Source organism: Streptomyces sp. NPDC002793, assembly GCF_040295485.1.
GTDB lineage: Bacteria > Actinomycetota > Actinomycetes > Streptomycetales > Streptomycetaceae > Streptomyces.
This window is the reverse complement of sequence record NZ_JBEOVL010000001.1, coordinates 206,744-225,912: the sequence shown is the minus strand read 5'-3', so window position 1 is coordinate 225,912 and position 19,169 is coordinate 206,744. Positions and strand designations below refer to the sequence as shown.

Sequence of the window (19,169 nt, the reverse complement as noted above, 5' to 3'; positions counted from 1 at the left end):
GGGGGCTGCGAGCCGAACGCCTGGGGCCGGTCGGTCAGCAGATCCGGGTGCGGTTCTCCATGGCCAGGCGTGCGGTCTGCTCGTCGTCGTAGACCTCGCACATGTGGCGGCCGTCGGGTGTGGCGGTGTGCTCCACCTCCCAGAGGCTCGTCTCGCTGCCGTCCAGGAGGAGGAAGGCGTGCTCGTAGAGCGTGAACCCGGCGTCGCGTCCGTCGACGCGGCACTGGCGGCCGAAGACCTGGGTGATGTGGTGGGCGAACGCCGCCCGGAGCAGCCCCGCAGCCCCGGCGCCAGGCCGGTCGCCGTTCTCCGCGCGGCGCAGGACGCGGCGGGCGTGGTCCGCCGAATTGTCCGGGGCGTACACGCGGGGCAGAGGGGTCGGAGGGACGCTCATGAGCAAGGTGAACGCCTCCAGGTCCTCCCTCTGGCTGTCGTCACCGAAGGCGGGGGTGTCCCAGAAGCCGCCGACGAGGCGCGCGGCGGCGATCTGTGCGTCGCCCTCGTCGTCGTACAGCTCGTGCCTGAGGGGCGCCGGGACGTCCCTGCCGCCTCCGTGCACCAGCTCCCACAGGGTGAGCGTGGTGCCGTCGGAGAGCAGATAGCTGTGCCGGTAGGTCTCGCGGTGCAGGACGGCACTGTGATGGGACGAGTGCAGGGCACTGCTGTGCGCCAGCGCCGTCCCGAGCCGGTCCACCGTGACATCGCACAGGTCGAAGGAGTTGAGGGCGCATCGCAGGAGTCGCTCGAGGTGCTGCTCGGTTGTCTCGTACGGATCGCTCAAGGTGCTGTCTCCAGGCCGTTGCCGCGTGTTACCTGATGCGTGCATAACGTAGTCCCTGGGTCTGACATCGTGACCGGGGTTCGCAAAAAACGTACCGCGCACGCAGAAAGTTCCCTCATTGTTCGAGACGGCGCGCCCAGTCGAGGGTGTGAAGTCCCGGAGCGAGCCGCCCCGGGTGTGCCCCTCAGGCCCCTCAGGGCCCCTCGGGGCGCCAGGTCTCAGGACGTGCCGTCCTGAGTGCGCCGTCTTGGGCGCACCGTCTCAGGAAGTGCCGTCTCAGGACGTGCCGTAGAGCTCGCCGTACGAGGGGAACGTGCCTCCCGGGCCGTCGACTCCTTCCGCCGCTCCGACGGCCTTCACGATGGCGCGGGTCAGCGCGTCGGCCCCCGCCGCCAGGATCTCGTTGAGCGTGGCGGTGGGCTCCGGAGGCAAGGACACCCGGTCGGTGGACAGTGCGAAGACGGTGTCCCCGTCGGTGAGCAGGTGGACCGGCCGGATGGCACGCGCCATCCCGTCGTGGGCCGTGCCCGCGAGCTTCTGTGCCTGGGGCCGGGTGAGCGCGGCATCCGTGGCGACGACGGCCAGCGTGGTGTTGAAGACGCCGCTCCCCTGTGCGTCGCCCTCCGGCCGTGCGCCGCCGCCGATGTCGGCCAGCCGTCGGCGCGCGGCCGCGTGCACCGGGGGAGCGGGGTGCGCGGGCGGCTCTCCCGCGCCGTACTCCCCGTACAGCACCCCGGTCCGCGGATCGACGACGGAACCCGCCGCGTTGACGACGGCGAGCGCGGCGACCGTGACCCCGGAGGGCAGGCGTACGCTCGCCGTGCCGACGCCGCCCTTGAGCTGTCCGGCCACCGCCCCCGTGCCGGCGCCCACCGTGCCCTCGGCGACCCGCGCGCCCGGTCCGGCGGCGGCGGCCGCCTCCACGGCGGCACGACCGGTCGACGCGTCGGGGCGGGCCCGCCAGTCACCGCCCCGGCCGAGGTCGAAGAGACAGGCCGCCGGCACCACCGGCACCACGTGTGAGGGATCGGGGCCGACCCGGACCCCACGCCCCTGCTCCTCCAGCCAGGCCATCACGCCTGACGCGGCGTCGAGGCCGTACGCGCTGCCGCCGGTGAGGACGACCGCGTCGATCCGCTGCACCAGATTGCGCGGATCGAGCGCGTCCGTCTCCCTGGTGCCGGGTCCGCCTCCGCGCACATCGACGGCCGCCACGGCTCCGCCCTCGGGGGACAGGACGACAGTGGTCCCGCTCAGAGCGTCCGGGCCCGGCACCCGGGCGTGCCCGACGCGGATCCCGGCCACATCCGTCAGCGCGTCCATCGGGCCGGGATGCGCGGCCACCGGGCCAGGTGCGGGCAGTTCCTCGGTCATGTCGAGCTCAGCTCCTCACGGGCGGGACGGCGCTGGTGCCGTGCAACGGTGAACGTACAGGTGACTGCCGGGAGCGTGGATACGCGCCGCAGCCCTCCGGTCCCAGCCCCGTGTGCGCGGGCCACTTGGGCGACACAGTCACACCATCAGTGGATATAACGGGACTTGGGGACTGCCCCGGCCCTACGGTGGCCGGGTGACCGAGCCACCAGAACCCGCCGCAGCCGAGCAGTCCGAGTCCGGGACCCCCACCGGCACGTCAGGCGGGGCGGCCGGGCGGCCGACCGGCCCAGGGTCCTCCGTCGCCGCGCGGGCAGCCCGGAACCTCCCACGATCCGTCTCCGGCCGCGCGACCCTGGCCGGCGCCGTGGTCTCCGGGCTGCTGATCCTCGCGATCGTCCTCGGCAGCCGCCTGCTGCACGACTTCGACTCGGCGCTGCTCCCGTACGCCGTCGCCACCGTCTTCCTCGCCTTCGGTGTCGCCTACCGCTACACGGCCTGGGTCTCGGCCCCCGGCGCCCGACGGCTCTTCAGGAACGGCTGGCGCAGCCTCTTCTCGTCCGAGAACTTCCGCAAGGCGCCCACCGCCCTGCCGAAGATGATCGCGACCTATCTCGGCTTCCAGAAGTTCCTCGGGGCCCGCTCCCACGCACGCTGGGCCGCCCACCAGCTGATCTTCTGGGGCTGCATCCTCGCAGCGCTGATCACCTTCCCGCTGACCTGGGGCTGGTTCACCTTCACCTCGGGCAGCGGCTCGGGACCCGGCTACGAGATGCGCATGTGGGGCATCAAGATCATCGGATTCGACTCGCTGAACTTCCTCGGCTGGCTGATGTTCCACGGCCTGGACATCGCCGCGGTGCTGGTCATCCCCGGCGCCGGATACTTCCTCTGGCGCCGCATGAAGGACCGCGGGGCCATCACCGGACAGCGGTTCGCCTACGACATGGTGCCGCTGCTCGCCCTGATCATCATCTCGGTGACCGGCCTGCTGCTCACCTTCTCCTCGATCTTCCTGCACGGCGGAGGATACGAGTTCCTGGCGATCCTCCACATGGTGTCGGTGGTCTTCACCCTCATCTACATCCCGTTCGGGAAGTTCTTCCACATCGTGCAGCGCCCGGCAGCCGTCGGCATGCAGCTCTTCAAGTACACCGGGCGCCAGGACGACAAGGTCTTCGCGTGCCGCCGCTGCGGGGAAGCCATCGACACCGGCCCGTACGTCGAGAATCTGCGCGGCACCATGCGTGACCTCGAACTCGGCTTCGACGCATGGGCCGAATACTGCCCCCGCTGCAAGCGGGTGCTGCGCGGTAGCGCCTATCTCACCCAGGTCAAGAAGGGCTTCAAGTGACCGCGTACCCACCCGCAGCCGACGGCCGCACGGTCCTCCCCATCGACCCCTCGCTCGCCCCACCGGGGACTCGGGGATTCCGGGACGCGGGCGGGATCCCGGCCGACCAGTGGCACGCCGACCAGAACGGCGAGACGCTCGTCCCCACTCATTGCTGCTTCTGCGGCGTCCAGTGCGGGATGTATCTCCGCGTGGACCGCGGGGGCAAGGTCTTCGGCGTGGAACCCCGCAACCACGACATCAACCGCATGCGGCTCTGCCCCAAGGGCATCAACGCCTACCAGCAGGTCAACCACCCGGACCGGCTCACGGCCCCCCTCATGCGCCGTTCCCGCGACGAGGACCTGCGGGAGGTCTCCTGGGACGAGGCGCTCGACTTCACGGTCTCCGAGATCAAGCGCATCCAGCAGGACCACGGACGGGACGCCTTCGGCGTACTCGGCGGGGCCAGCCTCTTCTCCGAGAAGACCTACCTGGTCGGCAAGTTCGCCCGGGTGGCGCTGAAGACCAAGCATGTCGACTACAACGGCCGGCTCTGTATGGTCAGCGCCGCCGGTGCCAACAAGCTCGCCTTCAACATCGACCGGGCCGGCAACCCCTTCTCCGACATCCTGCTCACCGACTGTCTCCTGCTCGCCGGGGCCAACGTGGGCGAGTGCTTCCCCGTGCTGACCCAGTACGTCTGGGGAGCCCGGGACCGCGGCGCCACCCTGATCGTGATCGACCCGCGCGAGACGGCGGTCGCGCGCACCGCGGACATTCATGTCGCGCTCAAGTCCGGCACCGACTCGGCCTTCTTCAACGCCGTGCTGAACGTCGTCATCGAGGAGGGTCTCACCGACGAGGCCTACCTCGCGGCTCACGCCACCGGCTGGGAGGAGGTCAAGGCCGACGTCGCCCAGTACCCCCCGTCCCGCGCCGCCGAGATCTGCGGGATCCCCGCCGAGCAGGTCGTCCAGGTCGCCCGCGCCTTCGCCCGCGCACCCAAGGCCATGGCCTTCCACGCCCGGGGCATCGAACACCACACGCAGGGCGTCGAGAACTGCCTCAGTGTGATCAACCTCTGCACCGCCACCGGCCACATCGGCAAGCCCGGCGCCGGCTACGGCACCCTCACCGGCCAGGGAAACGGACAAGGAGGCCGCGAGCACGGCCAGAAGGCCGACCTCCTCCCCGGCGGCCGCTCGATCCTCAACGAGGAGCACCGCCGGCAGATCTGTGAGATCTGGGGCATCGAGGAGTCCGAACTCCCGACCGCCGGTACGTCGATGATGGAAATGGTCTGGCAGATGCAGCGCCAGGAGATCCGCGGCCTGATCGGCATCTGCAACAACCCCTTCGTCTCGCTCCCCAACTACGCCGTGGTCAAGGAGGGGTACGACACCACCGAATTCCACGCCCAGTTCGACTTCTTCCTCTCCGAGACCGCCGCCAACGCGCACGTCGTCTTCCCTGTCACCATCTGGGCCGAGGACGAAGGCGTGATGGCCAATGCCGAGGCACGCGTCGTCAAGCACAACAAGGCCCAGGAACCACCCTCCGGGGTACGGACCGACACCTGGGTGATGTGCGAGATCGCCCGCCGGCTCGGACAGGGGGACAAATTCACCTACGGCGGCTCGCGTGACGTCTTCGACGAACTGCGCAGGGCATCCGCCGGCACCGTCATCGACTATTCCGGCATCACCTACGAACGGCTCGAGGAGACCGGCGGGATCGCCTGGCCCTGCCCGTCCACCGACCACCCCGGCACCCCCCGGCTGTTCGAGGACGGCACGACCTACCACGCCGACGGCAAGATCCATATGCAGGTCGTCGAATGGCACCCCCCGGCCGACCCGTACGACGACGAGCACCCGATGACGCTGACCACCGGACGCACCGTCGCCCACTTCCTCTCCGGAAACCAGACCCGCCGGCTGGGCGCCCTCGTCGAGCAGACTCCCCGGCCCTGGGCCGAGCTCCATCCGTCCCACGGATTCCGCAACGGCGAACCCGTCCGCGTCGTCACCCGGCGCGGCAGCGAGGTCTTCCCCGCCCTGGTCACCGAGGCGATCCGGCCCGACACGGTGTTCATCCCCTACCACTGGCCCGTCCCGACCGCGGCCAACGCACTCACCATCGACGCCCTCGACCCCCGCTCCAAGATCCCCGAGTACAAGGTCTGCGCCTGCCGTGTCGAGCACGCCGAAGCGATCGACGAGGTCCCCGCGCCACCCGTCGCCCCCGGCCACGTCGCCTACCCGGAGACCCAGGTCTCCCGCACCGACCCGTTGCCGCCCACAGCCCCGCAGGGCCGTGGAACCTCGGAAAGGAGCTGATGTCCGGATGATGGGCAGAACGATGTTCATCGACCCGGGGCGCTGCATCGGCTGTCAGGCCTGTGTCTCCGCCTGCCGGGAGTGCGACTCGCACCGCGGCAAGTCGATGATCCACCTCGACTACACCGACGAGGGCTCCTCCGTCGCCTCCCTTCCCACGGTCTGCATGCACTGCGAGGACCCGGTGGCCCCCTGCGCCGAGGTCTGCCCGGCCGACGCGATCCTGGTCACCGCCGACGGAGTCGTGCAGCAGGCCGACACCACCCGCTGCATCGGCTGTGCCAACTGCGTGAACGCCTGCCCCTTCGGTGTCCCGAAGATCGACCTCCAGGCGAAGCTGCAGATGAAGTGCAACCTCTGTTACGACCGCACCGCCTACGGGCTCGCCCCCATGTGCGCCACGGTCTGTCCGACCGGCGCCCTCTTCTACGGCACGGTCGAGGAGCTCCAGGCGGAACGCCCTGGTGTGCAGGTCGCCGACACCTTCGTCTTCGGTGAGAGCGAGGTCCGTACCGGCGTGGCCATGGTCGTGCCCGCGGAGCGGGTCCAGTGGCCGGTGCCCGGTGGTCTGCCCGTCGTCGAGATCAACGGGAAGGACGTCCGCCGATGAGCGTCACCGAACAGCAGCAGCCGGGTCCCGACCACAGCCCCGGGAGCGACTCTCGGGAAGCATTGCACGACAGGATCGCCGCCGACTCGCTGACCACTCGGCGTGACTACCTCCGGATCGTCGCCACCGTCTCCGGCGGCCTCGCTGTCGGCGGTCTGGCCGTGGCCGGCGGCATCCTCCACCGGCACGGTGAGACGGAGGACGGGAAGGCGCCCGCCCCGAAGCGCATCGCCGCGCAACTGCTCCCCGGCCAGTCCCTCGCCTTCCGCTACCCGGGCGACGAGGACCGGGCCGTCGCCGTGCGGATGGACGACGGCACCCTCGTCGGCTACTCCGCCGTCTGTACCCACCTGGCGTGCGCCGTGCTCTGGCGCAAGGACCGGGGGACGGAGGGCGAGCTCTACTGCCCCTGTCACGAGGGCGTCTTCGACGCCCGCACCGGTGAGGTCACGGCTGGTCCGCCGCCCCGCGGCCTCCCCAAGGTGGCGCTGACCGAGCTGGAGGACGGCAGTATCTGGGCCGTCGGCACCACCCGCTCGGGGGAGAGCGTCGAGGAGGGGCTGTGCCGCCAGCTCAGCGACGACCGTCCGGATCTCGCCGAACGGATCGGCTGCCCCGGTACCGGGGGCGGCGCGGAGGCGCCGCCCGCGCCCGCCCCGTCCGATGCCACGGGCACGGGGGTGCGGTCATGACCGAGCCCCTGGACCCGATCGAACCGCCGCGTCCCCCCAGACCCGCCGGTACGCGATATCCCGACTACCACCCCGGCAGCGCGCGCGCCGAGCTGAACCGACCCGTCCATGAGCGCTACCCCCAGATCCGGCCCACCAGCGGCTACGCCGATCCCCGCGTGCGCCACACCGGTCCGGGGCCCGGGGCCGGCTCGGAGCAGGAACCGGAGCGCTCCGCGAAGCTGACGGCCCGGCTGGTACTGGCGATGAGCGTCGTCATCGGTCAGCTGTGGGCCCTGACGGAGGTCGTCAACGTGTGGATGGAGGGCAACACCGGAACGGCCTGGTGGGGTGCCGGCTTCCTGTGCCTGTCGTTCCTCGTCGTGCTGGGGCTGTGGCTGCTCGACCCGAAGGATCGCTGAGCCCGGCCGTACCCTGGACGTATGAGTACCGCCCCCACCCCCGGACCGCGAGAATCGAAGCCGCAGTCGTCGCAGCCTGCGCAGGAGCCCAGGCCCAAGCCACCGGCTCTGGTCTTCGACGATCCGCTGGACCGGCAGTCCTCGGACGACACGGATCAGGGGTGGGGTGAGCGGGCTCCTGCCGGCGGTGGCGCGGCCGACCTGGCGCGCTTCCTCGACGAGAAGCCGCCCCACCACGTCTGACACCGGAAGCCGGCGGGAGTTCCGGCTGGGACGCGGCACCGATGACGACGGCCACCGCGAGTGTGCGTACGTCGGGTGAGTTGACGCGACGCCCGTCCTATTCGGCATGGGACACCGCCACCGCGAGCTGACCCGACGCACCGGCGCCCGCCAGCGCCGTCGCGGTGTCCCGCTCCACGGACAGGACCACCAGGGCGCCGCCTCCCGGGCCCGTGCCCACGTCTGCCCCCAGGGACGCGGTCCGCCCCACGCCCGTGCCGCGCGGAACCTTCGCCACCCGTACGTCGCGTGCCACCACCCTGGCCTCGGCGTCCCCGTCGACAGCGGCGATCACATCGACGCGGTCGCCGGGACGCAGCAGCCCGACCGCCTCCGCGTCGGCGATCCGCACCGGAGCGGACACCAGCCGCACGGCCCGCCGCTCAGGCCCCGGTGGCGCGCCCCCGGGAAGGGCGGCCGCCCCTCTTTCTCCACCCAGCCCCGACACCGCGAGCACGGCGGAGGTCAGCGCGAACCCCGCGGCGAGCGCCCGGCGCTGTCCGCGCAGCACACGCCGGAGTCGTTGACCACCGCCGCCCCGCACACGCAGCGGCCCGAAGGACGGGACCCCACAGGGTGCGGGAGGCGCGGGACGTGTATCGGGCACGGAGTAAGCCATGGCTGACACCACCTGTCGTGAAGGGGGAGTCCTGCGGATTTCCGCCGGACTCCCCTCACGATCCACCCACCGCACAGATCCCGCTCGGCCCTGTGGACAACCCGCACGATGTGGAAAACCCGGCCACCCGTACGGGGCCGGAGACGTACGAGGTCGGAGACGAACAGGGCCGCAGACGAACAGGCCGCAGACGTACGAGGCCGCTGGCGTAGGAGGCGTGAGACGTACGCGCCGAGGCCTACGGCAGCTTGATCCCCGTGTCGATCCCGTCCAACGCGTGCGCACAGACGCAGTGGCGCTCGTCGTTCGCGGGCAGGCCGGCCACCGCGTCGAAGAGCACCGACCGCAGCCGGTCCACGTTGGCGGCGAACACCTCCAGCACCTCCGTGTGGTTGACGCCCTCGCCCGCCTCGGCGCCCGCGTCGAGGTCCGTCACCAGCGTCAGCGTCGTGTAGCAGAGGTTCAGTTCACGGGCGAGCACCGCTTCCGGGTGTCCCGTCATCCCGACGACCGACCAGCCCATCGCCGCGTGCCAGCGCGACTCCGCGCGGGTCGAGAAGCGCGGGCCCTCGACCACGACGAGGGTTCCACCGTCCACGGGCTCCCAGCCGCGTCCGCGCGCGGCCGTCAGGGCGGCCTTGCGTCCTTCGGGGCAGTACGGGTCGGCGAAGCCGAGGTGCACGACGTTCGGTTCGGTCCCGTCGGCCCGGGGCTCACCGTCGTAAAAGGTCTGTGTCCGAGCCTTGGTGCGGTCGACCATCTGGTCCGGGACGAGCAGGGTCCCCGGCCCGTACTCCGGGCGAAGGCCGCCGACCGCGCAGGGGCCGAGCACCTGGCGTACGCCGACGGAACGCAGGGCCCAGAGGTTGGCACGGTAGTTGATCCGGTGGGGCGGGAGATGGTGGCCACGGCCGTGGCGGGGGAGGAAGGCCACCCGGCGGCCCGCGAGCTCACCCAGGAAGAGGGAGTCGCTCGGCGGCCCGTAGGGGGTGTCCACCTGGATCTCGGTCACGTCCTCCAGGAAGGAGTAGAAGCCCGATCCGCCGATGACACCGATTTCCGCTGTACCCGTTTCTGCGTTCACCATGCGGTCACACTAACCGGGCACGCACGACAGGGACCCCGCCGAGTCGATCAGCGGGGTCCCTGTGAAACGTGTGGTGTATGCGGGCGCTCTCAGGCGGCAGACGTGCCGCTCGACGACGTGGAAGAGCTCGAGGACGAAGACGCGGCGGCCGAAGCGGCGGGCTTCGACTCCGACTTCGACTCCGACTTCGATCCCGACGAGGACGACCCGGCGGACGAGTCGGACGCCTTGGAGGACGACGACGTGGCCGGCGTGCTGCTCGACGAGGAGCCGCGGCTGTCGTTCCGGTAGAAACCGGATCCCTTGAAGACGATGCCGACGGCCGAGAACACCTTCTTGAGGCGTCCTTCGCAGTTCGGGCACACGGTCAGGGCGTCATCGGTGAACTTCTGCACCGCTTCGAGGCCCTCGCCGCATTCGGTGCACTGGTACTGGTAAGTCGGCACTTGCTCCTCCTGGCACTCTCACTCAATGAGTGCTAACGACGCTCCATACTGACGTATTCCGCGCGATCAGTCCACCGTGACCGGCTCGCGGTGACCGATCCCACGTGCCACGGTCCGCCCCGCGGGCAGTGGCGTCAGCCGTGAACGCAGTGCCAGCAGGGTCGCCAGCGCCAGCACGGTACCGGCCATCGGGACCATGAAACCGGTGCTCGCGCCATGGGCGTCCGCGAGCTGTCCGGCGACCGTGACGGCGGCCGCCTGGCCGAGCGCCACGGCGCCCGTCAGCCAGGTGAAGGCCTCGGTCCTGGCGGAGGTGGGCACCAGTGCGTCGACCAGGGTGTAGCCGCTGATCAGCGCGGGAGCGATGCACAGCCCGACCAGCAGTCCGAGCCCCGCCAGCAGTGGCACGGAGTGCACCGCCCAGAGCCCGGAGGCGGTGAGTGCCAGGGCCACGTAACCGACGATCAGCCGGCGGCGCGGGCTGCTCTTCCAGGCGATGGCCCCGCAGGCGATTCCGGCCAGCATGTTGCCCGCCGCGAAGACTCCGTACAGCAGGCCGTTCACGCCGGGTCGGCCGATCTCCTCGGAGAACGCCGTCAGGGAGACCTGCATGCCGCCGAAGACGGTGCCGATGCCCAGGAAGGTGATCGCCAGGACGCGGACGCCCGGCACGGAGAGCGCCGAGCGGTGCGGCTCGGCGGCGGTCGCGGCGTTCCGTGTGGCGGGCTGGGTGGAGCGCTGGGCGGCGAACAGGAGGCCGCCGACGAGCGTCAGCACGGCCTCCGCGATCAGTCCGGCGGCCGGGTGTACGCCGGTGCACAGCGCAGTGGCGAGCACGGGGCCGACGACGAAGGTGAATTCGTCCGTCACGGACTCGAAGGCGGCGGCCGTGGTCATCAGCGGGGAGGCCGGCCGACCCGGCGCGGCACCGAGCCGGGCGGCCCAGCGCGCCCGCACCATGGGCCCGACCTGCGGGATGGAGGCTCCGGTGGGCACCGCGGCCAGGGCCAGCGCCCACAGGGGGACGTCCGCGAGGGCCAGCGCCGTGAGGGCACCGACCGAGGCGGCGTGGATCAGGACGCCGGGCAGCAGTACGGCACGCTGGCCGAACCGGTCGGCGAGCCTGCCGCTCTGGGGTGCGAACAGGGCCATCGAGACGCCGGAGACGGCGGCCACGGCGCCCGCGCTGCCGTACGAACCGGTGGTGTGCTGCACCAGCAGCACGATGCCGATGGTCAGCATCGCGAAGGGCTGCCGGGCGGCGAAGCCCGGCAGGAGGAAGGTCCACGCACCAGGGGTGCGCAGCAACTGCCCGTAACCGGGGCGGTCGGAGACCGTGGACGCCACGGTCCATGCCTTTCTGCCGCCTGGTGGCCGTGCTCCTGAGCCGGTCCGCACCGGGGTGCGGGGGCATGCGGGAGCTGCCGAGAGCTGTCCTCTTCGCGCGGAACTGCGGTAGATGCCGGGCGCTCGCTCCAGAGGCGAAAGACGCCACGACTGAGGCGAAAGGACGCCACGACCGCCATACGGTCGCGCCAGCTCTGCGTCAGGCAGAGTTGGTCGATCAGGTTCACATCGAGTGGATCAAGAGATCCAGTCCTTCATCTTACAGGCTCGGGCCCCGGCAGGCCTGCGAATGTGTGCGGTCGCTCACGCGACGCCTCCGGTCAATGGTGGGCCTGCCTGCCGCCCGCTCTGTCCCGGGGGCGGTCCTCGGAGTCCTTGCCCAGCCTCTTCGCCAGTCTCGCGACCGGGGGCAGACCCGCCTTGCCGCCGGTCCGGCGGTCCGCGCCGCCGGTGCCCAGCCAGCCGGCCAGCTTGCCGCCCTCGCCAACCGCCCGCAGCCGTGCCTCCGTGGCATCGCGCACCGGATCGGTAGCGACGACGAGCAGTTCGTCCCCGCGGCGCAGGACGGTCGCGGGCGCGGGGACGAAGCTCTTGCCGTCCCGCACGACGAGAGTGACCGCGGCCCCTGCGGGCAGCCGGAGTTCCGCCACCTCCACGCCGTGCATCTTGGAACTGCCGGGTACCGCGACGGACAGGAGATGGCCGCGCAGCCGCTCCAGAGGGGCCGACTCGATGCCGAGGTCCGACGTCTCCGAGGGGGCGTCGGAGATCTTCAGGGCCTTCGCGAGCCAGGGCAGTGTCGGTCCCTGGATCAGCGTGTAGACGATGACGAGTACGAACACGATGTTGAAGACCCGGGTGCTGCCCTCGATGCCGGACACCATGGGGATAGTCGCCAGGATGATGGGCACGGCACCGCGCAGCCCGGCCCAGGACATCAGGGCCATCTCGCGCTTGGGCAGACGGAACGGCGCGAGGCTGAGGAAGACCGACAACGGCCGGGCGACGGCGGTGAGGACCAGCCCCACGATCACGGCGGGCCAGAAGTCGTCGATCAGGTCGTGCGGGGTGACCAGCAGTCCGAGCAGGACGAACATGCCGATCTGCGCGAGCCAGCCGAGCCCGTCGGCGAAGCCCCGGGTGGCGGGCCAGTGGGGAAGCTTGGAGTTGCCGAGGACCATCGCCGCCAGGTAGACGGCCAGGAATCCGCTGCCGTGGGCCATGGCGCCCGCCGCGTACGCGGACACCGCGATGGCCATGACGGCGATCGGGTAGAGCCCGGAGGCGGGCAGTGCCACATGGCGGATACCGAGGGAGCCGAGCCAGCCCACGGCGAGACCGATCGCCGCGCCGATGGCCAGCTCCAGGGCTATCTCACCGACGAGTACGTACCAGTGCTCCACGGGGCCGGCGGTGGAGAACGCCACCACCAGGATGACCACGGGGGCGTCGTTGAAGCCGGATTCGGCCTCCAGGACACCGGTGATCCGGGAGGGGAGGGGTACTTTGCGCAGCACGGAGAAGACGGCCGCGGCGTCGGTGGAGGACACGACGGCGCCGATGATCAGGGCCTGCCGCCAGTCCAGACCGACGAGGTAGTGCGCCGCGCTCGCGGTGACGCCCACACTGATGGCCACGCCGACTGTGGACAGGACGGCTGCCGCCGGCAGGGCGGGTTTCACTTCTTTCCACTTCGTGCCCAGGCCGCCTTCGGCGAGGATGACGACCAGGGCGGCGTAGCCGATCACCTGGGTCAACTCGGCGTTGTCGAACTTGACGTCGAAGATGCCGTCCTGCCCCATGGCGATTCCGATGCCGAGGTACAGGAGCAGGCTGGGGAGCCCGCTGCGGGACGAGATGCGGACGGCCGCCACGGCGACCAGCAGCACGACCGAGCAGACAAGCAGAAGTTCGTTGAGCGCGTGGACAGTCAGGGTCCGTTCCTTCCCTGCGTACGCCTCCCGGATCGGCCTCCGGCGGCCAGTACTTCGTTACCTTACCTAATCTTTAACGTTTTCTTGACGCCTTCGAGTGTCCGTGCGAACCGGTGCGCAAATGGATGCATCCCCATACCGCGTCCGAGTGGCTTCGGCGGGGCGCCTATGGTTGCTCCTGCACTCCCAGGACCACCCTGCCCCTCGAAGGACAGCGATGCCCGCCAACACAACCGCCCCTTCCGGGTCTTCCGCTGCGAAGAAGACCAGCAGGAAGAAGGGGCGACGCGCCCGCCTGTTCGTGATCGTCCTGGTGCTGGCGCTTGTCGCGGGTGTCGGATACGGCGCGTACTGGTCCGTTTCCACGGTCCGGGCCTCGTACCCGCAGACCACCGGTTCGATCGAACTCAAGGGTCTGTCCGGTGACGTCGACGTCAAACGCGACGACTACGGGATCCCGCAGATCTACGCCGACACCGACAGCGACCTCTTCCGCGCCCAGGGCTTCGTCCAGGCCCAGGACCGATTCTGGGAGATGGACGTCCGCCGTCACATGACGTCCGGACGGCTCTCCGAGATGTTCGGCGCCGGCCAGGTCGAGACCGACTCCTTCCTGCGCACGCTGGGCTGGCGCAAGGTCGCGCAGGAGGAGTACGACAAGGTCCTGGACGAGGACACCAAGAAGAACCTCCAGGCCTACGCGGAGGGGGTGAACGCGTATCTGGACGGCAAGGACGGCGCGGACATCTCCGTCGAGTACGCCGCGCTCGGTCTCACCAACGACTACAAGCCCACCGAGTGGACCCCGGTCGATTCGGTCGCCTGGCTGAAGGCGATGGCCTGGGACCTGCGCGGCAACATGCAGGACGAGATCGACCGCTCGCTGATGACCAGCAGGCTCAGCGACGAGCAGATCGAGGACCTCTACCCGGACTACCCGTACGAGAAGAACACGCCGATCGTCGAGCGGGGCGGCGTCTCCCCGGCCACCGGGAAGTACGACCCGGAGGCTGAGCCGTCCGGCGGCATCGGCTCCGAGACCGTCGAAGGCGCGACCGAGGGCCTGAACACCCAGCTCTCCGCGCTCAGCGACACCCTGGACGAGATCCCGGCGCTCCTCGGCCCCAACGGCAACGGCATCGGATCGAACTCCTGGGTCGTCTCCGGCGAGCACACGACGACCGGTAACGCCCTGCTGGCCAACGACCCGCACCTGGCGCCGCAGCTGCCTTCGCTCTGGTACCAGATGGGGCTGCACTGCCGTCAGCTCTCCGAGTCGTGCCGGTACGACACGGCCGGTTACACGTTCTCCGGGATGCCCGGTGTGATCATCGGTCACAACCAGGACATCGCGTGGGGCTTCACGAACCTCGGAGCCGACGTCACCGACCTCTTCCTGGAGAAGGTCTCCGCCGACGGTTACCAGTACGACGGCAAGACCCAGCCCTTCGTCACCCGTGAGGAGACCATCAAGGTCGCGGGCGGCAGGAGCAGGAAGATCACCGTCCGTGAGACCAACCACGGCCCACTGGTCTCCGACCGCAACGGCGAGCTGGAGAAGGTCGGCAAGAAGGCTCCCGTCGGCAACACCGCGCCCGACCGCGGCGACGGATACGGCGTCTCCCTGAAGTGGACGGCGCTCGAAGCCGGCAAGTCCATGGACGCGGTGTTCGAGCTCAACCGGGCCAAGGACTTCACGAGCTTCCGCAAGGCAGCCGAGCACTTCGAGGTGCCGTCGCAGAACCTCGTCTACGCCGACACCGAGGGCCACATCGGCTACCAGGCCCCCGGCAAGATCCCGGTCCGCCTCAAGGGCGACGGCACGATGCCCAGCCCCGGCTGGTCCGCCGACTACGGCTGGGAGGAGGAGTACATCCCCTTCGACGAGCTGCCGTACGAGTACGACCCCGACCGCGGCTACATCGTCACCGCCAACCAGGCCGTCATCGGCGACGAGTACGAACACATGCTCACGAAGGACTGGGGCTACGGCGCCCGCAGCCAGCGGATCAACGACCTGCTCAAGAAGAAGATCGACGGCGGCGAGAAGATCTCGACCGACGACATGCAGACGATGCAGATGGACAACCAGAGCGCGATCGCCGCGAAGCTGGTGCCCGAACTGAAGAAGATCGGCATCTCCGACAAGGACGTCCGCGAGGCCCAGAAGCTGCTGGAGGGCTGGGACTACACCCAGGAGCCCGATTCGGCCGCCGCCGCGTACTTCAACGGCGTCTGGCGCAACATCCTCAAGCTGGCCTTCGGCAACAAGCTCCCCAAGGAGATGCGGGCCAAGGGCGACTGCATCTACGTGAAGCCGGTCGCCGGCTCGGGCCCGGTGGACGAGCAGGACAAGCTCGTACGGGAGTGCGGGCAGCGCGCCCCGGACGCGGCACAGCCGGACGGCGGCGACCGCTGGTACGAGGTGGTCGAGAACATCCTGGACGACCGGGACAACGAGTGGTGGAAGGTCCCGGCCCAGGGGCGCGAAGAGGCCATCGACAGCCGTGACGAGCTCTTCGCGCGTGCCATGGAGGACGCGCGCTGGGAGCTGACCGCCGAGCTGGGCAAGGACATGAGCACCTGGAGCTGGGGCCGGCTGCACCAGCTGACCCTGCGCAACCAGACGCTCGGCACCGAGGGCCCCGACCTTCTGCAGCGGGCCCTCAACCGGGGGCCCTGGGACCTCGGCGGTGGCGAGGCGGCGGTCAACGCCTCCGGCTGGAACGCGGCGGGCGGCTACGAGGTCATCTGGGTGCCGTCGATGCGGATGGTCGTCAACGTGGAGGACTGGGACAAGTCCCGGTGGATCAACCTCACCGGCGCCTCCGGGCACGCGTTCAGCGCGCACTACACCGACCAGACGGACAAGTGGGTCGAGGGTGAACTGCTCGACTGGTCCTTCGAGGAGAACGCCGTGGAGCAGTCCACGGTCGACACCCTGACACTCAAGAAACCCTAGGGCTCCGCTTCGGGAAACGCCGTGCTCCGGCCGGCGTGACCACGGCATCAACGGGGTGGTCGTGCGGTTCCTCAGGGACCCGCGCGACCACCTCGTCGTCGTACAGCAGGACGATGAGGGCGGGGCACGCCCCGGCCGAGGCGAGGCGCGCCAGCACCCGGTCGTAGCTCCCCCCGCCGCGTCCCAGACGCATCCCGCGCCCGTCCACGGCGAGCCCGGGCAGCAGCACCGCGTCGGTCTCCAGGACCGCCTCCGGCCCGAGGCGTGTCCCGTCCGGCTCCAACAGCCCCCGGCCGGCGGGCACGAGGTGCTCCGCTCCCTCGAACACGGCCCAGTCCAGGTCGTTGTCCGCCATGAGTACCGGCAACAACACGCGTACGCCCCGCGCCCGAAGGGCGTCCAGGAGCGCGTGGGTTCCCGGTTCGCGCCCCACGGACACGTAGGCCGCCACGGTCCGGGCGTCGGTCAGCTCGGGAAGATCCGAGGCGGCCGAGGAGAGAACCGCGGCGGCCTTTCCGACGTCTTCCGAGGTGAGGAGCCGTCGCGCGGCGAGCAGTTCCCGTCGCAGCGCCGCCTTTCGGGACATGTCATCGTTCAACGGGTGCTCGCATAGCTCGTTTATGTGGATGTATGAGAACGAAGTTAACCGGACGCTCATCTTCCGCCCATAGGCACCGGTTACAGTTCTGCGCATGACTCAGTCGCGCCCCAGGATCAGCAAAGCTGTCATTCCAGCTGCAGGTCTCGGCACCCGGTTCCTGCCGGCCACCAAGGCCACTCCCAAAGAGATGCTGCCTGTCGTCGACAAGCCCGCCATCCAGTATGTCGTCGAGGAAGCGGTCACCGCAGGCCTCTCCGACGTACTGATGATCACCGGTCGTAACAAGCGTCCCCTGGAGGACCACTTCGACCGGAACTACGAGCTGGAGTCCGCGCTGACCCGTAAGGGAGACGCCGAACGGCTCTCCAAGGTCCAGGAGTCCAGCGACCTGGCCACCATGCACTACGTACGCCAGGGCGACCCGCGCGGCCTCGGACACGCCGTGCTCTGTGCCGCTCCGCACGTCGGTGACCAGCCGTTCGCCGTCCTGCTCGGTGACGACCTCATCGACCCGCGTGACCCGCTCCTCGCCAGGATGGTCGAGATCCAGGAGCGCGAGGGCGGCAGCGTCGTGGCCCTGATGGAGGTCGACCCCGCACAGATCCACATGTACGGATGCGCGGCCACCGAGGCCACCACCGACAGCGACGTCGTCCGGGTCACCGGACTCGTGGAGAAGCCCGAGAGGGCCGAGGCGCCCAGCAATCTCGCCGTCATCGGCCGCTATGTCCTGGACCCTGCGGTCTTCGGCATACTGCGCAGGACCGAGCCCGGCCGCGGCGGCGAGATCCAGCTCACCGACGCCCTCCAGCTGCTGGCCGAGGACGAGAAGATCGGCGGCCCGGTGCACGGCGTCGTCTTCAAGGGCCGCCGCTATGACACCGGTGACCGCGGCGACTACCTGCGTGCCATTGTCAGACTCGCGTGCGAACGTGAGGACCTGGGCCCGGACTTCCGGTCCTGGCTGCGCAGTTACGTCAACGAGGAGTTGTAACAGCTTGAGCAGCACGATCTGGTCGGTGGACGAGCACCTGGACGACATCCTCGCCGCGGTGAAGCCGCTCGAACCCATCGAGCTGCAACTGCTCGACGCCCTGGGCTGTGTACTGGTCGAGGACGTCGTGGTGGACGTCGCCCTGCCGCCCTTCGACAACAGCTCGATGGACGGGTACGCCGTCCGGATCTCCGATGTCGAGGGCGCCGGCGAGGAGTTCCCCGCTGTTCTCACCGTCATCGGTGACGTCGCCGCGGGCGACGGAGGCCTGGCGGACGGCCGGTCGGTCGGGCCGGGCGAGGCCGCGCGCATCATGACCGGTGCTCCGCTGCCCGCCGGCGCCGAGGCGGTCGTCCCGGTCGAGTGGACCGACGGCGGCGCGGGCGGAGGCCCCGTCGACGGCATGCGGGCGCACAGCGACGCACCGGAAGGGGCGAGCGGCGAGGTCCGTATCTACCGCCCCGTCGAACCGCGCGCCCATGTCCGGGCCAAGGGCAGCGATGTGCGGCCCGGTGACATGGCACTGCGCGCGGGTGTGATCGTGGGACCGCCGCAGATCGGTCTGCTCGCGGCGATCGGCCGTGCGACGGTGCGGGTGCGGCCACGTCCGCGCGTCGTCGTGCTGTCGACCGGCAGCGAGTTGGCGCAGCCGGGCGAGGAGCTGACCGCCGGCCGGATCTACGACTCCAACAGCTTCGCGCTGACGGCCGCCGCCCGGGACGCGGGGGCCATCGCCTACCGCGTCGCCGCGGTCGCCGATGACGCGGAAACGCTGCGGACCACGATCGAGGACCAGCTGATCCGCGCCGACATCGTCGTCACCACGGGCGGTGTGAGCGTCGGTGCGTACGACGTGGTCAAGGAGGCCCTGTCCTCCGTTTCCTCGCCGGGGGACGAGGACGAGGACAAGGCCGGCGGCAGCGTCGATTTCCGGAAGCTCGCCATGCAGCCGGGCAAGCCGCAGGGTTTCGGTTCGATCGGCCCGGACCACACGCCGTTGCTGGCGCTGCCCGGAAATCCGGTCTCCTCGTACGTCTCCTTCGAGCTCTTCGTGCGCCCGGCGATCCTGACGCTGATGGGCCTTCAGGACGTCCACCGTCCGAAGGTGCGGGCGACGCTCAGCACGGACGAGGCGCTCGCCTCGCCGTCCGGAAAACGCCAGTTCCTGCGCGGGACGTACGACGCCGAGGCGGGCACCGTGACACCCGTCGGCGGGCCCGGGTCGCATCTGATCGCCGCCCTCGCCCAGGCGGACGCGCTGATCGTGCTGCCCGAGGACGTCACCTCCGCCGAGCCCGGCGCGGAGGCCGAGGTGATCCTCCTCCGCTGACTTCGGCGCTGTGGCGGTACGGTATCTGGCGCTG

Annotated in this window: 17 protein-coding genes; 9 read left to right on the top strand and 8 right to left on the bottom strand. The window is 70.1% G+C overall.

Translation table 11 applies throughout. The annotated features are described in order from the left end of the window. Window positions 1-34: 34 nt before the first annotated feature. Both ABT001_RS01015 and ABT001_RS01010 read right to left on the bottom strand, forming a co-directional pair. Window positions 35-781 carry a DUF6227 family protein gene (locus ABT001_RS01015; protein ID WP_351270376.1) on the bottom strand — a complete coding sequence of 249 codons (747 nt, stop codon included), beginning with the start codon at window positions 779-781 and terminating at the stop codon, window positions 35-37. Window positions 782-1,057: 276 nt separating this feature from the next. After that, window positions 1,058-2,155 (bottom strand): P1 family peptidase, encoded by a 1,098-nt coding sequence (locus tag ABT001_RS01010; protein ID WP_351270373.1) that lies wholly within the window; start codon window positions 2,153-2,155, stop codon window positions 1,058-1,060. Between the two features lie 196 nt (window positions 2,156-2,351). On the opposite strand from ABT001_RS01010, the gene ABT001_RS01005 reads away from it, so the two are divergent. Genes ABT001_RS01005 through ABT001_RS00980 form a run of 6 tightly spaced genes read left to right on the top strand, consistent with a single transcriptional unit; the run spans window position 2,352 to window position 7,776 of the window. Further along, window positions 2,352-3,509, top strand: coding sequence for an MFS transporter (locus ABT001_RS01005; RefSeq protein ID WP_351270370.1), 1,158 nt, complete (start codon window positions 2,352-2,354; stop codon window positions 3,507-3,509). Next, complete coding sequence (locus tag ABT001_RS01000; RefSeq protein WP_351270367.1) at window positions 3,506-5,830, top strand: molybdopterin oxidoreductase family protein; 2,325 nt, start codon at window positions 3,506-3,508, stop codon at window positions 5,828-5,830. The genes ABT001_RS01005 and ABT001_RS01000 overlap by 4 nt, the downstream gene beginning before the upstream one ends. Window positions 5,831-5,837: 7 nt before the next feature. Further along, window positions 5,838-6,440 carry a 4Fe-4S dicluster domain-containing protein gene (locus ABT001_RS00995; RefSeq protein WP_329229861.1) on the top strand — a complete coding sequence of 201 codons (603 nt, stop codon included), beginning with the start codon at window positions 5,838-5,840 and terminating at the stop codon, window positions 6,438-6,440. After that, complete coding sequence (locus ABT001_RS00990; RefSeq protein ID WP_351270364.1) at window positions 6,437-7,132, top strand: QcrA and Rieske domain-containing protein; 696 nt, start codon at window positions 6,437-6,439, stop codon at window positions 7,130-7,132. Before ABT001_RS00995 ends, ABT001_RS00990 begins: the two co-directional genes overlap by 4 nt. Further along, window positions 7,129-7,533: a hypothetical protein gene (locus ABT001_RS00985; protein ID WP_351270361.1), complete on the top strand. Its 405-nt coding sequence runs from the start codon at window positions 7,129-7,131 to the stop codon at window positions 7,531-7,533. Before ABT001_RS00990 ends, ABT001_RS00985 begins: the two co-directional genes overlap by 4 nt. 21 nt (window positions 7,534-7,554) lie before the next feature. Then, window positions 7,555-7,776: a hypothetical protein gene (locus tag ABT001_RS00980; RefSeq protein ID WP_351270359.1), complete on the top strand. Its 222-nt coding sequence runs from the start codon at window positions 7,555-7,557 to the stop codon at window positions 7,774-7,776. Window positions 7,777-7,873: 97 nt separating this feature from the next. Here the strand turns inward: ABT001_RS00980 and ABT001_RS00975 are convergent, their stop codons facing one another. The 5 genes from ABT001_RS00975 to ABT001_RS00955 form a co-directional block, all read right to left on the bottom strand. Then, the gene (locus tag ABT001_RS00975) at window positions 7,874-8,434 is read right to left on the bottom strand and encodes an RcpC/CpaB family pilus assembly protein (protein ID WP_351270356.1); all 561 of its coding nucleotides are present in this window, start codon (window positions 8,432-8,434) and stop codon (window positions 7,874-7,876) included. A 238-nt stretch (window positions 8,435-8,672) separates the two neighbouring features. After that, window positions 8,673-9,521: an S-methyl-5'-thioadenosine phosphorylase gene (locus tag ABT001_RS00970; protein WP_351270354.1), complete on the bottom strand. Its 849-nt coding sequence runs from the start codon at window positions 9,519-9,521 to the stop codon at window positions 8,673-8,675. 89 nt (window positions 9,522-9,610) lie between these two features. Then, the gene (locus ABT001_RS00965) at window positions 9,611-9,967 is read right to left on the bottom strand and encodes an FmdB family zinc ribbon protein (RefSeq protein ID WP_351270351.1); all 357 of its coding nucleotides are present in this window, start codon (window positions 9,965-9,967) and stop codon (window positions 9,611-9,613) included. Between the two features lie 66 nt (window positions 9,968-10,033). Further along, window positions 10,034-11,314: an MFS transporter gene (locus ABT001_RS00960; protein WP_351270348.1), complete on the bottom strand. Its 1,281-nt coding sequence runs from the start codon at window positions 11,312-11,314 to the stop codon at window positions 10,034-10,036. Between the two features lie 320 nt (window positions 11,315-11,634). Then, entirely contained in the window at window positions 11,635-13,188 is a 1,554-nt protein-coding gene (locus tag ABT001_RS00955) for a potassium/proton antiporter (protein WP_351270730.1), read from the bottom strand. 277 nt (window positions 13,189-13,465) lie between these two features. Here ABT001_RS00955 and ABT001_RS00950 point away from each other — a divergent pair, with 277 nt between their 5' ends. Further along, window positions 13,466-16,210, top strand: a complete 2,745-nt coding sequence (locus tag ABT001_RS00950; protein WP_351270345.1) for a penicillin acylase family protein — start codon at window positions 13,466-13,468, stop codon at window positions 16,208-16,210. On the opposite strand, the gene ABT001_RS00945 is transcribed toward ABT001_RS00950, so the two are convergent. Further along, window positions 16,197-16,796: a 5-formyltetrahydrofolate cyclo-ligase gene (locus tag ABT001_RS00945; RefSeq protein ID WP_351270342.1), complete on the bottom strand. Its 600-nt coding sequence runs from the start codon at window positions 16,794-16,796 to the stop codon at window positions 16,197-16,199. The genes ABT001_RS00950 and ABT001_RS00945 overlap by 14 nt on opposite strands. Window positions 16,797-16,902: 106 nt before the next feature. Here ABT001_RS00945 and galU point away from each other — a divergent pair, with 106 nt between their 5' ends. Both galU and glp read left to right on the top strand, forming a co-directional pair. After that, the gene (gene galU, locus ABT001_RS00940) at window positions 16,903-17,805 is read left to right on the top strand and encodes a UTP--glucose-1-phosphate uridylyltransferase GalU (RefSeq protein ID WP_351270340.1); all 903 of its coding nucleotides are present in this window, start codon (window positions 16,903-16,905) and stop codon (window positions 17,803-17,805) included. Between the two features lie 4 nt (window positions 17,806-17,809). Continuing rightward, complete coding sequence (gene glp, locus ABT001_RS00935; RefSeq protein ID WP_351270337.1) at window positions 17,810-19,135, top strand: molybdotransferase-like divisome protein Glp; 1,326 nt, start codon at window positions 17,810-17,812, stop codon at window positions 19,133-19,135. Window positions 19,136-19,169: the final 34 nt, after the last annotated feature.

Coding starts and splice junctions, on each gene's coding strand:
- ABT001_RS01010 (WP_351270373.1), bottom strand. CDS start 2,155: ATGACCGAGGAACTGCCCGCACCTGGCCCGGTGGCCGCGCATCCCGGC.
- ABT001_RS00995 (WP_329229861.1), top strand. CDS start 5,838: ATGATGGGCAGAACGATGTTCATCGACCCGGGGCGCTGCATCGGCTGT.
- ABT001_RS00990 (WP_351270364.1), top strand. CDS start 6,437: ATGAGCGTCACCGAACAGCAGCAGCCGGGTCCCGACCACAGCCCCGGG.
- ABT001_RS00985 (WP_351270361.1), top strand. CDS start 7,129: ATGACCGAGCCCCTGGACCCGATCGAACCGCCGCGTCCCCCCAGACCC.
- ABT001_RS00980 (WP_351270359.1), top strand. CDS start 7,555: ATGAGTACCGCCCCCACCCCCGGACCGCGAGAATCGAAGCCGCAGTCG.
- ABT001_RS00975 (WP_351270356.1), bottom strand. CDS start 8,434: ATGGCTTACTCCGTGCCCGATACACGTCCCGCGCCTCCCGCACCCTGT.
- ABT001_RS00970 (WP_351270354.1), bottom strand. CDS start 9,521: ATGGTGAACGCAGAAACGGGTACAGCGGAAATCGGTGTCATCGGCGGA.
- ABT001_RS00950 (WP_351270345.1), top strand. CDS start 13,466: ATGCCCGCCAACACAACCGCCCCTTCCGGGTCTTCCGCTGCGAAGAAG.
- ABT001_RS00945 (WP_351270342.1), bottom strand. CDS start 16,796: ATGTCCCGAAAGGCGGCGCTGCGACGGGAACTGCTCGCCGCGCGACGG.
- galU (WP_351270340.1), top strand. CDS start 16,903: ATGACTCAGTCGCGCCCCAGGATCAGCAAAGCTGTCATTCCAGCTGCA.